The organism is Pseudarthrobacter sp. Y6 (assembly GCF_050156205.1).
Lineage (GTDB): Bacteria > Actinomycetota > Actinomycetes > Actinomycetales > Micrococcaceae > Arthrobacter.
On record NZ_CP189574.1, the window covers coordinates 3,507,215 to 3,521,322 of the forward strand.

The following is a 14,108-nucleotide window of genomic DNA, read 5'->3' on the forward strand; positions in this document are numbered from 1 at the left end:
AACGGGGTCTGGCCGAGTATGGTCAATATATGTCACAAACTCCGTTTTACCGGGCCGTGGACGCCGTCTCACTCGGGCGGGCCATCAGTGATGCCCGCAAGGAGGCCTCACTGACCCAGCAGGACCTGGCCGACCGGCTCGGCACCGCCCGCCGGACCATCGTCCGGCTCGAGCACGGCGAAGCTGTCTCCGTCGTCGTCGCCATGAACGCCATCCGGGCGCTCGGCCGCGACGTCGCCCTGGTCCCCCGGTTCGCGAAGCTGCAGGTGAAGCCATGAGCCCGAGGAACAAGAGCCTGGAGGTGTTCCTGCACGGGGAACACGTCGGGGTCCTGACCGGATCCGGCCTGAAGATGTCCTTCCGGTACGACCAGAACATCGTCGCAGAGTACGGTGCCTCCTCCATCCTGCTGTCCTTGTCGCTGCCGGTGGACCGGAAGAAGATCGACGGCGCCGCGGTGTACAACTACTTTGACGGGCTCCTGCCCGAGGGCCAGGTCCGTTCGCACATCGCAGCAGAGAACGGACTCTCGACCCCGGATGCCCTGGGGCTGCTGGCCGTCCTGGGCGCCGACTGCGCCGGCGCCGTCCAGGCCCTCCCCGCGGACACGTCCCCGGACGGCCCAGCCGGCGCCCGGCCCATGACCGTTGACGAGGTCGCCGGCGTCGTCGAGGCGCTGCCTACCTGGGACCTGCCCGATGACTTCGCGATCACCGCCTCGCTGGGCGGCATCCAGTCCAAGGTGCTGCTGAGCCGGCACGGGGACGGGTGGGCCTGGCCGGGCCGTGGGGCAGTGTCCACACACATCATCAAGCCGGAGCCCCTGGACTCGCCGGTCCCGCACCTGCTCGCCTCCGAAGACTGGGCGCTAAAGGTGGCTGCGGCCGCCGGCCTGCCCGCCGCGGAAGCCCGTCTGGAGACGTTCGGGTCCCGCCAAGTGATCGTCGTGACCCGGTACGACCGGACTCCGGACGGCGGCCGGCTGCACCAGGAGGACTTCACCCAGGCCCTGGCACTGGCCAGCACCTCCAAGTACGAAACCTCCACGGCCCCGCCGTCCCGGCTGACCCAGCTCGCAAAAGCCGCGGCACCGCACACCAGGGACGACCGGGAATTCCGGCGCGCGCTGCTGCGGGCTATCACCTTCAACCTCGTGATCGGTAACGGGGACGCGCACTCGAAAAACTACTCGATGCTGCTTCGGGACGGCGGCGAAGTGATGCTCGCCCCGCTCTACGACGTCGCCCCCACCCTGCTACTCTACGCACCGAGCAACAACGCAGGCCAAGTGGTGGGCGGCCAATCAAGGCTGAACTACCTCACCCTGGACCACGTCACCCGGGAAGGTGCCGCGTGGGGCATGGACGCCGGGGATGCACGGGAGACCGCTGCTACCGTGCTGGAAGCGGTGGCCGCGGCGGCGGCCGCGGTGCCCGCGCCGGAGGAGATTGGCTTCCTGAACGAACTCGTTGCCGCGCGGGCCGGCGAACTGCTTGAAGGCAGGACGGCCCGCCGTGCACTTGCCGGTCAGGCGCCGTCGGGCACCTGAGGTTTCGGACGCGGACCGTTGGAGATCATCCGGGTTGAGGCGCCCGCCGGCGGCTGATTTTCGGCTCCTTAGAATTGGCACTAGCCAGTGCATCAGATAAATGTGCAGCGACCCGCTGGCCAGCAGAAGAGTGGCCCGCCGGAACCCGGCCGGAACGGGGAGGATGGGCAGCCACAGGAGCACGAGTATTCCGGGAATCCGATATGGGTGCTGACAATCAGGACGATGGAGACCGCCCGCAGCACGAGGCTGGTTTCCAGCCGGGCAAACAGGCGGCGGCCGTCAGGAGAGCCGGTAAAAAATGCATTTGATGTCGATGGCTCAATCATCGGGGGCTTAGTCTCGACAAGCTCGACCACCGGGGGATTTCGACAGGCTCAATCACCGGCCTCTGAAGGCCGGTGCCCGTTTCTCTTGGAACGCCCGGAAGCCTTCGGCGTAATCGGCGGTCTTGCAGAGGCGCGCCTGCTCAGCATTTTCCTCGGCCATGGCGTCCCACAGGCCCAGCCGCTGGTCGCGGATGTGCGCCACCATGTCCTTGCTCGCCGTGAAGGCGCCCGTGGCGCCGGTGGCCACTTTCGTCACAATTTCCCGGGTGTTGTCCAACAGTTCGTCCGCCGGCATGGCGCGGCTGAACATCCCCTGTGCCACGGCCTCCGTCCCTGAGATGAGCTCGGCGGTGTAGATCAGGTCCAGGGTCCGGTGCATGCCCAGCCGCTCGGTGAAGTACCAATGCCCGCCCGAATCCAGCGTGGCGCCCAGCTTGGCGAACGGCGAGCCGAACTTCGCAGTCTCCGCCACGTACACCACGTCCGTGGCCAGCAGCAGGCCCAGCCCCACACCAAGGCAGGCACCCTGCGCGGCGGCGAACGTCGGCGCCGGGAACGCGCTCATCTTCTGCAGCAACGGCTGCACCAACCCGCCCAGATACGCTTCGGCGTCGTCCGTCGCCGGCGTCACGGCCGAAATGTCCCGGCCGGCGCAAAAGGCGCGGCCCTCTCCCCTGAGCAGCAGCGCCCGGACCTCACCGCGGGAGGCGGCGGCAGCGGCGTCGTCGTACGCCTGTGTTAAATCAGCGAGCGCCTGCTCGTCGAGGGAGTTCAGCCTGCAGGGTGCGTCCAGGACGACTTCGGCGACGTTGTTGGCGATGGAGAGGGAGATCATGGGTTCCTTAGACGTCGAAGTCGACTGTTACTTCTTTGCTCGTGGGGTGGCTCTGGCAGGTCAGGACGTACCCCTTGTCCAGTTCATCCTGCTCCAGGGCGTAGTTTTCGTCCATGGTCACGGTGCCGGTGACCAGTTTGGCGCGGCATGTCCCGCACACTCCCCCGGCGCACGCGAACGGCACATCCGCCCGGATCCGCAGGGCAGCGTTCAGGATGGACTCGCGGGCGTGCGTGGGGCTGGCCACCTCGCCCTGCAGGCCGTCCAGCTTGAACGTGATCCTGTACGTCTCCTGGGATTCGTCCACCACCACGGGACGGCCGGCGTTCCCCTCCGGACGGTCCGGCTTGCCCGACGTGAACAGCTCGAACCGGACCTGCTCCGGCTTCACCCCGCGCTCGGCCAAGGTGTCCCGGCACAGCTGCACCAGCTCGAACGGCCCGCACGGGCCGGGGCGATCGTTGCCTGGTTCGAAATCACCGGCCCCACCACCATGACCGGCGAAGGGAATCACGACCCAAAATGAGCAGGTCTCCGACACGATGGTCTGCCGGCAGCCCCCAGCAAGCCAATCCAAGCGTCAGCCCCCTCACTGCGCTTAGTCCCCGCTGAGACTTGTCACGGACCCAGGATTCAACACAGGAATGCTGCAACCAGGGTTCGGGTGTGCGTCAGATTTGTAGGTAGCTGTGCTGTGGCATGTTTCTGGGGTCGTGTGTGGTGGTTAGACGGCTGTGGTCTGGTTGTGGTGGGTGCTGGCGTGTTGGCAGCGCAGGGTGGTGATGCTGGTGGCTCCGGGGCCGGACCAGCGCATGCCGGAGAGTTTGAGGCGTTGGCCGACGATGGCATTGCAGCCGGCTTCGACGGTGCCGGAGCCGACGAACATTTCGGGCTTCAGACTCTTCCGCCCCTGCACACGTGATTGCCTACGTAGCTCCTTGGCCGCCTGGCGTCGGACGCTGACCCGCCTGAATCAGCCGAGCGCTGAAACTAGCGCATATCAGTCCTCGGCCTGGCGCCCGATGAAGGCAGCCATTCCGGGCACCGTGAACTGAATAGAGCCATGTTCGGGTGCATACACAACACCCTTGTCGATGAGTCGTGAGCGGATGACGGCAAGTTTGCTGGTCGACTTCCCAAGGCGTTCGGCGATTTCTCCAGTCGAGGAAGGGGTATCGCTGTCCTGGGCCATGGCCCTGAGGTAGAGGCGTTCTGCATTGGTGGCACGCTGCCATCTGGCCTCGAAGAAGCCATGGTCCAGGTCGTTGGTGCCGTGGCGGACTGCCACGTGCGCGTCGTCAGCGCTGATGATCTTCTCCGATGATGCTTCCCAGGCGGCACGTCCGTAGACCTGAAGGAAGAAGGGGTAGCCGTTCGCGGCAGAGAGCAGGAGTGACAGCGCATCAGGCGCCAAGGAGGCGCCGAGCCTGTTGATGGGCAAGGCGAGGGCTTCCGAGGCGGCCTCTTCGTTGACCTGGCCTATGGTCCTGTAGAGAAACAGCCGCTCACCATAGGTCCTGGCCTCCGAGATCTTGCCGGGCAGGTTGGGTAGGCCCGCACCGATGATGTAAAAAGGCCATCCGCGCTGGCCCGCAAGGTGCTGAACGGACAACAGTATGGTCAGGAGCTCTCCGTCCAGGTCTTGCATTTCGTCAATGAACAAGCCGAACCCGCCCCTGGCTTTTCGCATCGCGAGTGATACATCCTCGACAAGTTCCTCGAGGTCGATGTCCAGGTTGCCTGAATCGGCGCGCCCTTGTTTGGTCGTCACCGACGCGGAGACGCCGGCAACCCCCAAACTCGCTGAGATGTTGCCGATGCTGTTCAAGGCATTCTGCAGAAAGCTCCAGGCTGGCTTTCCGCGGAGTCTGCGCGCACCTACTTCAAGCTCACGGGCAAGCTTCGCCCGGGTGGCCTTTTTGCCGGCGTCCCCTGGTTGGGCTTCAAGCTGGATTACCAGCCAGTCGTTCCGTCGCGCGTGCTCTGCGAAGACGTTCAGCAGAACGGTTTTGCCCACTCCGCGAAGGCCGGACAGAACCATGCCCCGGTCCCCCACGGTGTTGGACTTGGCGCGTGCGACCAACAGATCGAAGGCATCTATCTCTCCATCACGGCCGACAAGCTCCGGAGGCCGGACGCCGGAGCCGGGGTTAAAGGGGTTCAGTGCTGGATCCATGCCCCAATGATACCCACTTCTAACGAGATATAACACTTTTTGTTATAAGACCATATCTTTCGTTACCAGCGGCGTGAGAACACACCAGGGCATCAAGGAAAGGGCGGAACGTTCTCGGTCGCGCCCCAAAGCATGTAGACCAATGCCCATTAAGTGATGAGCATGCTCATCCGGCCTAATGCGCATGCTCATCACGTCATGCGCATGGTTGAACGTCGTGTCGCTGCGCGGCAGACGGTGCGGGTGGACGCCGGCGGGGGAGCAATATTCGGCGACGGTGCCGGACGCACTGCGTTCAAGCATCGAAGGGCTCTGACGGCTTCACCCTGCCCCCTTTGTCCGGAAAATTTCACCGGCCTTTGAACACCGGCGACCGCTTCTCTTGGAAAGCCCGGAAGCCCTCGGCGTAGTCGGCACTCTTGCAGAGCCGTGCCTGCTCGGCGTTTTCCTCGGCCATGGCGTCCCACAGGCCCAGCCGCCGGTCGCGGATGTGCGCCACCAGCTCCTTGCTCGCCGTGAACGCGCCCGTGGCACCGGTGGCCACCTTCGACACAATTTCCCGGGTGTTGTCCAACAGTTCATCCGCAGGCATCGCCCGGCTGAACATCCCCTGCGCCACGGCCTCCGTCCCGGACATGAGCTCGGCCGTGTAGATCAGGTCCAGCGTCCGGTGCATGCCCAGCCGCTCGGTGAAGTACCAGTGCCCGCCCGAATCCAGCGTCGCGCCCAGCTTCGCGAACGGCGAACCGAACTTCGCGTTCTCCGCCACGTACACCACGTCCGTTGCCAGCAGCAGGCCCAGCCCCACGCCAAGGCAAGCGCCCTGCGCCGCGGCGAATGTGGGAGCCGGAAACGCGCTCATCTTCTTCAGCAGCGGCTGCACCAGCCCGCCCAAATACGCTTCGGCGTCATCCGTCTCCGGCGTCACGGCCGAAATGTCCCGGCCGGCGCAGAAGGCGCGGCCCTCTCCCCTGAGCAGCAGCGCCCGCACCTCACCGCGCGCGGCGGCGGCAGCGGCGTCGTCGTACGCCTGTGTTAAATCAGCGAGCGCCTGCTCGTCGAGGGAGTTCAGCTTGTGGGGCGCGTCCAGGACCACTTCGGCGACGTTGTTGGCGATGGAGAGGGAGATCATGGGTTCCTTAGACGTCGAAGTCGACTGTTACTTCTTTGCTCGTGGGGTGGCTCTGGCAGGTCAGGACGTACCCCTTGTCCAGTTCATCCTGCTCCAGGGCGTAGTTTTCGTCCATCGTCACGGTGCCGGTGACCAGTTTGGCCCGGCAGGTGCCGCACACTCCCCCGGCGCACGCGAACGGCACGTCCGCCCGGACCCGCAACGCCGCGTTCAGGATGGATTCGCGGGCGTGCGTGGGGCTGGCCACCTCGCCCTGCAGGCCGTCGAGTTTGAACGTGATCCTGTACGTCTCCTGGGACTCGTCCACCACCACGGGACGGCCGGCGTTCCCCTCCGGGCGGTCCGGCTTGCCCGACGTGAACAGCTCGAACCGTACCTGCTCCGGCTTCACCCCGCGCTCGGCCAGGGTATCCCGGCACAGCTGCACCAGCTCGAACGGCCCGCACAGGAACCACTCGTCCACATCGTCCGCGTGGATGGCGGTGCCCAGCAGCTGCCGGAGCTTCCCGGCGTCAATCCGTCCACTGAGCAGCGGCGCGATCCGCTGCTCGCGGGACAGCACGTGGTGGATGGCCAGCCGCTGCGGGTACCTGTCCTTCAGGTCCGCCAGCTCCTCCAGGAACATCACGTCCATGGCGGCCTTGTTGGCGTAGATCAGGTCGAACCGGGTCCCCGGGTTGGCAGCCAGCAGCGTGCGGGCGATCGCGATCACCGGGGTGATGCCGCTCCCCGCTGCGATGGCCACAAAGGTGCCCGGCTCCCCTGCCATCTCGCCTGCGATTTCCTGCGGCCGGTTCATGGAGTTCATGACGTTCTGCTCCACAGCCTTGCCGTCCCGGCCGTGCTTGGACACAAACGCGCCCATGGGGCTCATGACGTCCAGGGTGTCCCCCGCCTTCAGCTCCGCGTTGGCCCAGTTTGAGAACAGCCCGCCCAGGTCCTGCTTCACGGCCACCCGGATCTCGCTGCTGCCGTCCGGGAACGTGCGCGGCTCGGCGCAGATGGAGTAGCTGCGGCGCACCTCATGCGGCTCGCCGTCCTCATCCTGGAGCGTGGTGCGCAGGGCCACGTACTGGCCGGGCAGGTAGTCGAACTGGCCGGCGAGCTCTTGGGGCACTCCGAAGGTCACCTCGATGGCGTCCTCGGTCAGCCGGCGCACCTCATTGACGGTCAGAGTGTGGAAGGACGGACGACGGCGGCCGCTGGCTAGCGCCGATTCGGCGGCGGTCTGGCGCACAACAGGCATGGGGCTTCCTTACAGGACTTTGAAGTAGTCGAACGGTTCCAGGCAGTCCTTGCAGACGTACAGCGCCTTGCAGGACGTGGAACCGAACCGGGTGAGCTCCTTGGTGTTCAGGCTGGAGCATTGGGGGCATTTCACGGCCATTTTGAGCCTGATGGGGCCGCTGTGGCCGCCGGCTGCTGCCATGCCCGACGGCGGCGCGATGCCGTACTCCTGCAGCTTCGCCTTCCCCGCCTCAGTCATCCAGTCCGTGGTCCAGGCCGGGGCGAGCACCAGGTCCACTTCGGTGTCTTTGTAGCCCTCTTTGGCGAACGCGGCCTTGAGGTCGTCGCGGATGGCGTCCATGGCCGGGCAGCCCGAGTACGTGGGGGTGATGGTGACCCGTACCCCTTGCTCCTCTGTCACGTGTACGTCGCGGAGGATCCCCAGGTCCTCAATGGTGAGCACCGGGATCTCGGGATCGCAGACCGTGGCCGCGATATCCCACGCCTGCTGCTGCTGTGTCACTTGTTCGACGGCCACGGCGGTCACCAGCTTGCTCCGGGGTACTCGCGCGCCAGCACCTGCATCTCCGCGAGGAGGTAGCCCAGGTGCTCGGAGTGCCGGCCATGCCGCCCGCCGCCGGGGGCGGCCGGGACGTCCGGGACCTCCAGCTCCGCTTCCGCCAGGATCTCCCCCGTCAGGCGGTCAAAGTCCGCACGCAGGCTGGAAGGCTCGACGGCGGCGCCGGTATCAGCCAGGCGCGCGGTCAGCTCGTCGTCCGCGAAGAGCTCGGCGACGTAGGGCCACATCTGCTTCAGGCCCTGGATCATCCGTGTCCGGGATTCCTCGGTGCCGCCGGCCAGGCGCAGGACCCACTGCGCGCTGTGGTCCCGGTGGTAATCCACTTCCTTCACGGCCTTGGCGGCGATGGCGGCAAGCGTGGCGTCGCTCGACTGGGTGAGCCTGCGGTACAGCTCGAACTGGTAGTAGCTGACCACGAACTGCCGGGCGATGGTGGCCGCGAAGTCGCCGTTGGGCTGCTCAAAGAGGTGGGCGGAGCGGAACTCGTGCTCGCGCCGGAAGTACGCCAGATCGTCCTCCGTCTTGACCGCGCCATCTTCTCCGAGGGCGCCGCCGGCGTAGGTGAGGAAGCTCCGGGCGTGGCCCAGCTGGTCCAGGGCGATGTTGCCCAGGGCCACGTCCTCTTCCAGCTCGGGGCCGCGGGAGATCCAGTGGCCCAGGCGCTGGGCGAGGATCAGGCCATCGTCGCCCAGGCGCAGCGCGTACTCGGCCACGTCCTCCGTGGGTTTCGCGAGGCCGGTGCGGACCTCCAGGGCGATGTCCTCCGGGCGCAGGGCGTTGCCGGGGGTGATGCGGGTGGCGGACTCATTGCCCATAGGTACGGCGTTCATAGGTGCTTCACGCCCTCGCTCTTGGTGTAATACGTGGCGTGGCGGTAGTCCTTGCCCTGCGGGGATTCGAAGAACGATCCCTTGGAGTCGGGATCGCTGGCGGCGATGGCGTCGGCCGGGACCACCCAGATGGACACGCCTTCGTTCCTGCGGGTGTAGAGGTCGCGGGCGTTGCGCAGGGCCATGGCAGCATCCGGCGCGTGCAGGGACCCGGCGTGGACATGGGACAGGCCGCGGCTTGACCGGACGAAGACCTCCCAGAGGCCCCAGGCGTTGCGGTCGGTGGTTTCCTCTGGGGCCACGCCGACAGGGGTCCCCGGCCGAGCTTGCGAGGTTGGGGAGTCGGTGGGGATCATGCTGCGTATTCCTTTGTCTTCATTGACTGTTTCGCCGCGTAGGCGGCGGCTGCTTCGCGGACCCAGGCGCCGTCGTCGTGCGCTTCCCTCCGGCGCTCAAGGCGCTGGGCGTTGCAGGGGCCGCGGCCGGCGAGGACCTCATGGAACTCGTTCCAGTCCAGCGGTCCGTGCTCCCACCGCTTGGTGTCCTCGTTGAAGCGGACATCGCTGTCCGGGAGGGTGAGGCCCAGCACGCGGACCTGCTCCACCATCATTCCCACGAACCGGCTGCGCAGTTCATCGTTGCTGAACCGCTTGATGTTCCAGGCCATGGACTGCTTGGAGTTGGGCGAATCGTCATCCGGCGGACCGAACATCATCAGCGCCGGGGCGTACCAGCGGTTCACAGCGTCCTGCGCCATCTGCTTCTGCGCCGGGGTGCCGTGGGCGAGTTCCAGCAGGATCTCGAAGCCCTGGCGCTGGTGGAAGGACTCTTCCTTGCAGACGCGCACCATGGCGCGGCCGTAGGGGCCGTAGGAGGCGCGGCACAGCGGCACCTGGTTGCAGATGGCGGCGCCGTCCACCAGCCAGCCGATGGCGCCCATGTCCGCCCAGGTCAGGGCCGGGTAGTTGAAGATGCTGGAGTAGCGGGCCTTGCCGGCGATGAGGTCGGCCATCATCTTGTCGCGGCTCTGGCCCAGGGTCTCGGCGGCCGAGTAGAGGTAGAGCCCGTGGCCGGCCTCGTCCTGGACCTTGGCCATCAGGATGGCTTTGCGCTTGAGGCTCGGGGCGCGGGAGATCCAGTTGGCTTCCGGCTGCATCCCGATGATCTCCGAGTGGGCGTGCTGGGAAATCTGGCGCAGGAGGGTCTTGCGGTAGGCGTCCGGCATCCAGTCTTTTGGTTCAATGCGGGAGTCTTCGGCGATCACGCGGTCAAAGTTGGCCTGGCCGTCCGCATCTTGGCGGTCCTTGGCCTGGCTGTCCGCGTCGCGCTGGGCGTTGGCTTCCATGGTTGCTCCTATGCACCTGCCTGGATTGGTCCGATTTATTTACCGACCGTTCGTTCAGGATATGCGCGGGTGCGGGAGGCGTCAAGATTTCGACAGGCTCAATCACCGGAGGGGGCAGGATTCATCACCGGGCGGCGACGCGCAGATTCCCTGATGACGCGCAAACGCTCTGACGCGGCCCGAATTTCGAGCGCGCCAGATCATATGCGGGTCGAGAATAGACGTGCGCGTCGACCGTGGTGGAGTTGGTTTTCCACATGGCGGCAGCTTGATCTGTCGCAATGGGCGCTCAGCTGGCATCTTCGGTACATGACCGACCTTCCACCGCTTCTCTTGGCCCGCGACCGCATCCAGCACGGACTGACCGCCAAGGACCTCGCCAAGGGCGTAAAGGCCGGTTCGCTTGTCCGGATCCGGCACGGCGTCTATACCGACGGCGCCGCGTGGAAGCGACTGAAGCCCTGGGAGCAGTACAGGCTCCGCATCAGCGCGGCGGCCGAAACCTTCGAAACGCCCACGGTGTTTGCCCGACATTCCGCGGCGGCTGTTTGGAGCATTCCCACCATTGGCATGCACCATGCTGTCCACGCGCTGACCATGAAGAACGACGGCGGCCGGTCCCGCGCTGGTGTTGTCCGCCACTTCGCTGATCCGTCGGGTCTGACAGTCATCCGGCGGGAAGGCCTGCTCGTCACCGGCCGCCTCCGCACCGTCCTGGATGTGGCCGCGTTTACGCCGTTCACGGAGGCGGCAGCGCCGCTGGACCATGTGTTGAAAGTGGACCGCGCCCTGCGACTGCCGGCCCTCACCAAGGATGAGTTGGTGGCGGGCATCGGCACAAACTATTCGGCGGCGGCCGGGCGAAGGATACTGGCCGCCTTGGCCTTCGCAGATCCTTTGTCCGGTTCGGCGGGGGAATCCTACAGCCGCTCGCTGATCCGGGTCGCCGGTTTTGAAACCCCGGTCCTGCAGGAAGCCATCCACGACAAGGACGGGCTCGTGGGCTATGCCGACTTCTACTGGAAGCTGGCCAAGGTGGTGGGCGAATTCGATGGCGTGGAGAAGTACGTCAAACCGGAGTTCCTCAAGGGCAGGACGGCATCGCAGGCGGTGGTGGAGGAAAAGAAGCGCGAGAACCGAATCCGGGCCACCGGGTTCAACGTGGTGAGGTGGGACTGGGCCGATCTGATGGAGCCCGGGAAGCTGGAACGCAAGCTGGCAGCGGCCGGAGTGCCCCGCCGTCGTGCGCGTTCCGCCGACTTCGACGCGGGAAAGACCCCTTGACGCGCATATGCCCTGGCGACACCCGAATTTGGGTGTCCCAAGGGCATATGCGCAGCGCCATGGCGATAGACCATCCATACACTTGCTATGGGGACCAGGTCCGGGCGGCCAGTCCGGCGCCCGCAGGCGCACGCTTTAGTCGACTGATGGACCGCGGCTACCCGCGGGCCCGACAGGGCCCAGGGCCAGGCTCAATTACCGGGAGGGCAGCCGACCGGGGCCGGCTGCCGGGGCGCCTGCCGCCGTCGGACGTTCCTCCCGCAGACGATGACCGCCGGCGCCTGGCTGCACAGCGCCCAGTACGCCGATCCTGCGGCCAGCGAGGCCACGAAGGCGAGGGCGGGGCTGAGCTCAACCAGCAGCGGGTAGACCAGCCAATGCACCAGATAGATATGCAGGGACGCGCTCGCCAGCAGAACGGCGAGGCGCCGCAGACCGGCCGGGACGGGAATGCTGGGCAGCCAAAGGAGCAGGAGGATCCCGGCAAGGATAGTCAGTTCGCGGGTGGGGTTGTCGAAGAACCCCGGGATGGTCAAAGCGGCCACGAGGCTCAGGGCGCATCGCTGAAGGATGTGACGGGCCCGGGCAACCGCCCATCCCAGCGCGAAGAGCCAGAGCGCCGGCGTCGTGTGCGGAATTCCCGGCTCAAGAAGCTCATACCGGGTGAGCAGTCCGGCGCCGAGCAGCACCAGCGGAAAGAGGAACGGGAAGCGTTTTTCGGCCCGGCTGACCCAGGGCAGGGCGAGCAGTGCCGTCATGCTGACCAGCAGGTAGACGAGCACCTCGATGAACCAGAAATGCCACTGCGTGGTCACCTCCTCGGGTCCGATAATCGCGTTGAGCAAGACGATATTCGCCAGGCTGTATTTGTCGGTGATCAGGTAGGCGAAACCGATGAACACCACGCTGGGGATAATCACCCGGGCCAGGCTGGCCACCTGCTTCTTCAGGCGCGGCACCCGCTCCCCCGACAGCTGGAACCGGGCAAAGTTGAACCCCGCCACGGCCATAAGCACGTGGGCGGCACCCTGCCAGTGCAGGAATCCGATGTGGGTACTGACGATCAGGAAAATGGAGACCGCCCGCAGCACGATGCTGGTTTCAAGCCGGGCGAACAGGCGGCGCTTCCGCGTCCGTGGCTGTTCAAGCCCGGCCCCAAGCACCCCCACCGGGGTGATGTGCCAGTCCGGCGGCAAATGTCCCAATGCCTGTTCAAGCCGGACTGACGCTGCCACATACGAAAGCGAGTCCCCGCCGAGCGAAACGAACGTGTCGTCGTCGGAAATGCCTGTCAGCTCCAGCGTGTCTTCAAAAATCCGCACCACACTGTCCCGCGGGTAAGCCCCGGATTTCGCGCTGGAAGCCGGGTCCTGAACTGTGGGACCGCCCTGTTTGGAGAGGGCCAGGACGGCAGGGTAGTCCGGCTTGCCGGACGCCAGACGCGGGAGCTCCTGCACCGCGTGGACTTCCAGGGCGGCGCGCGGCAGGCCCATGCCTTGGGCGAGGAGCTTGCCCAAGAGGGTTGGGTCGTGTTCACCCTCGACGGCGACGACGAGTCCCTGGTCCGTGCCGGCACTCGCCGCCTGAATACCAAGATCGGCAAGGATCCGTTCCACCTGTCCAAGGTCGACACGCAGGCCGACGATCTTGACGAACCGGCTGCGCCTTCCCACCACCTCGTACAGTCCCTCAGAGTTCCGGCGTGCCAGGTCTCCGGTTCGGAGTTCATCCACCGTCCGCCCGAGGCCGAGGTCCTCCGGCGTCTGGGCGTAACCCAGCATCACGTTGGGCCCGGAATAGACCAGCTCCCCATGCTCCAGCCCAGGGACCGGGTCTATTCGGAAGGCGCCGCCGGGGACAGGGATTCCGATGGCGCCGGGCGACGTACCTGCCATCCGCGGAGGGAGGTAAGCCATGCGTGCCGTGGCCTCCGTCTGGCCATACATCACAAAGAGATCCCAGCCGCTCCGCGCGCCCAGTTCGGCGTAACGCCGGACCAGGTCAGGGCCGAGCCTGCCGCCAGCCTGAGTCATGTACCTGAGCGTGGGCAGATTCATCGCGGCGAACCCCACCCGTTCGAGCAACTCGAAGGTGTAGGGAACGGCTGCGAACGACGTGGCACGCTCGCTGCGGAACAGATCCCAGAAGCAGGGGTCCACCACGGACAGATCCGTCAGGACCAGGCTGGCGCCACGCAGCAGGTGGCTGTTGATCACCGACAGTCCATAGCAGTAGGACATGGGCAGCGTGGTCATTGCCCGGTCATCCTCGGTGATGCCGAGGTATTCCGCGATGGACTCTGCGTTCGCCTGGAGGTTTTCATAGGACAGGCGCACAAGCTTGGGTGAACCGGTGGAACCTGAGGTGCTCAACAGAAGAGCCAGGTCCGGGTGCAGAGTGTGTCCGGTGCCAGGCCTTCGTTCTTCCAGTACTGTCCGGCCGTTCGCGGAACTAAGGATAACGTCCGGATCATAGGCCGCGACGAGGGATTCCAGGGCGGCAGGCTTGTCCGCGGGCAGGAGGATCAGCGGATGACCGGCGGCCATGGCCGCCAAATACCCCACCAGCGAGTCAACATCGTTACTGGCCGTCAGGGCCACCAGGCGACGTTCGGTACCGAGGCGCCGGCCCAGCTCCTCAACACGGTCAGCCAGTTCCCGATACGTCAGGACACCATTGCTGGTGGCAACGGCAGTCCTGTCACCGTTGTCCGCAAGGTTGGCGGCAAACGACAGGTGTTGAAGGTCAAGCTGGGTGCTCATAGCGTGTGGTCCATAGGGTGTCTTCGGCGATTTAGGGAAGCCTAACCTTGGAAGAGTAC

Annotated in this window: 12 protein-coding genes and 2 pseudogenes; 3 read left to right on the forward strand and 11 right to left on the reverse strand. The window is 65.8% G+C overall.

Translation table 11 applies throughout. The features are described from left to right. Positions 1-29: 29 nt before the first annotated feature. Both ACQCSW_RS16805 and ACQCSW_RS16810 read left to right on the forward strand, forming a co-directional pair. Positions 30-278, forward strand: coding sequence for a helix-turn-helix transcriptional regulator (locus tag ACQCSW_RS16805; protein WP_426987667.1), 249 nt, complete (start codon positions 30-32; stop codon positions 276-278). Next, positions 275-1,549 carry a type II toxin-antitoxin system HipA family toxin gene (locus tag ACQCSW_RS16810; protein WP_426987669.1) on the forward strand — a complete coding sequence of 425 codons (1,275 nt, stop codon included), beginning with the start codon at positions 275-277 and terminating at the stop codon, positions 1,547-1,549. Before ACQCSW_RS16805 ends, ACQCSW_RS16810 begins: the two co-directional genes overlap by 4 nt. A gap of 381 nt (positions 1,550-1,930) precedes the next feature. On the opposite strand, the gene ACQCSW_RS16815 is transcribed toward ACQCSW_RS16810, so the two are convergent. The 10 genes and pseudogenes from ACQCSW_RS16815 to paaA form a co-directional block, all read right to left on the reverse strand. Continuing rightward, complete coding sequence (locus ACQCSW_RS16815; RefSeq protein ID WP_426987671.1) at positions 1,931-2,713, reverse strand: enoyl-CoA hydratase/isomerase family protein; 783 nt, start codon at positions 2,711-2,713, stop codon at positions 1,931-1,933. A gap of 7 nt (positions 2,714-2,720) precedes the next feature. Further along, positions 2,721-3,158, reverse strand: a pseudogene (locus tag ACQCSW_RS16820) (2Fe-2S iron-sulfur cluster-binding protein); the annotation flags it as partial. A 279-nt stretch (positions 3,159-3,437) separates the two neighbouring features. Continuing rightward, positions 3,438-3,599 (reverse strand): annotated as a pseudogene (locus ACQCSW_RS16825) (hypothetical protein); the annotation flags it as partial. A 114-nt stretch (positions 3,600-3,713) separates the two neighbouring features. After that, positions 3,714-4,889 (reverse strand): ATP-binding protein, encoded by a 1,176-nt coding sequence (locus ACQCSW_RS16830; RefSeq protein ID WP_426987673.1) that lies wholly within the window; start codon positions 4,887-4,889, stop codon positions 3,714-3,716. A 349-nt stretch (positions 4,890-5,238) separates the two neighbouring features. Next, positions 5,239-6,021, reverse strand: coding sequence for an enoyl-CoA hydratase/isomerase family protein (locus ACQCSW_RS16835; RefSeq protein ID WP_426987675.1), 783 nt, complete (start codon positions 6,019-6,021; stop codon positions 5,239-5,241). 7 nt (positions 6,022-6,028) lie between these two features. After that, a complete protein-coding gene (gene paaE / locus ACQCSW_RS16840) occupies positions 6,029-7,267 on the reverse strand; it encodes a 1,2-phenylacetyl-CoA epoxidase subunit PaaE (RefSeq protein WP_426987677.1) in 1,239 nt (412 codons plus the stop codon). Positions 7,268-7,276: 9 nt separating this feature from the next. Next, positions 7,277-7,795, reverse strand: a complete 519-nt coding sequence (gene paaD / locus ACQCSW_RS16845) for a 1,2-phenylacetyl-CoA epoxidase subunit PaaD (protein ID WP_426987679.1) — start codon at positions 7,793-7,795, stop codon at positions 7,277-7,279. Beyond that, the gene (gene paaC, locus ACQCSW_RS16850) at positions 7,792-8,658 is read right to left on the reverse strand and encodes a 1,2-phenylacetyl-CoA epoxidase subunit PaaC (protein WP_426987681.1); all 867 of its coding nucleotides are present in this window, start codon (positions 8,656-8,658) and stop codon (positions 7,792-7,794) included. Before paaC ends, paaD begins: the two co-directional genes overlap by 4 nt. Next, on the reverse strand, positions 8,655-9,014 hold the full coding sequence (paaB, locus tag ACQCSW_RS16855; RefSeq protein ID WP_426987683.1) for a 1,2-phenylacetyl-CoA epoxidase subunit PaaB: 360 nt from the start codon (positions 9,012-9,014) through the stop codon (positions 8,655-8,657). The genes paaC and paaB overlap by 4 nt, the downstream gene beginning before the upstream one ends. After that, on the reverse strand, positions 9,011-10,003 hold the full coding sequence (gene paaA / locus ACQCSW_RS16860; RefSeq protein WP_426987685.1) for a 1,2-phenylacetyl-CoA epoxidase subunit PaaA: 993 nt from the start codon (positions 10,001-10,003) through the stop codon (positions 9,011-9,013). Before paaA ends, paaB begins: the two co-directional genes overlap by 4 nt. Before the next feature lie 309 nt (positions 10,004-10,312). Here paaA and ACQCSW_RS16865 point away from each other — a divergent pair, with 309 nt between their 5' ends. Next, positions 10,313-11,287 (forward strand): hypothetical protein, encoded by a 975-nt coding sequence (locus tag ACQCSW_RS16865; protein ID WP_426987687.1) that lies wholly within the window; start codon positions 10,313-10,315, stop codon positions 11,285-11,287. Between the two features lie 191 nt (positions 11,288-11,478). Here the strand turns inward: ACQCSW_RS16865 and ACQCSW_RS16870 are convergent, their stop codons facing one another. After that, positions 11,479-14,049, reverse strand: coding sequence for an AMP-binding protein (locus tag ACQCSW_RS16870; RefSeq protein WP_426987689.1), 2,571 nt, complete (start codon positions 14,047-14,049; stop codon positions 11,479-11,481). Positions 14,050-14,108: the final 59 nt, after the last annotated feature.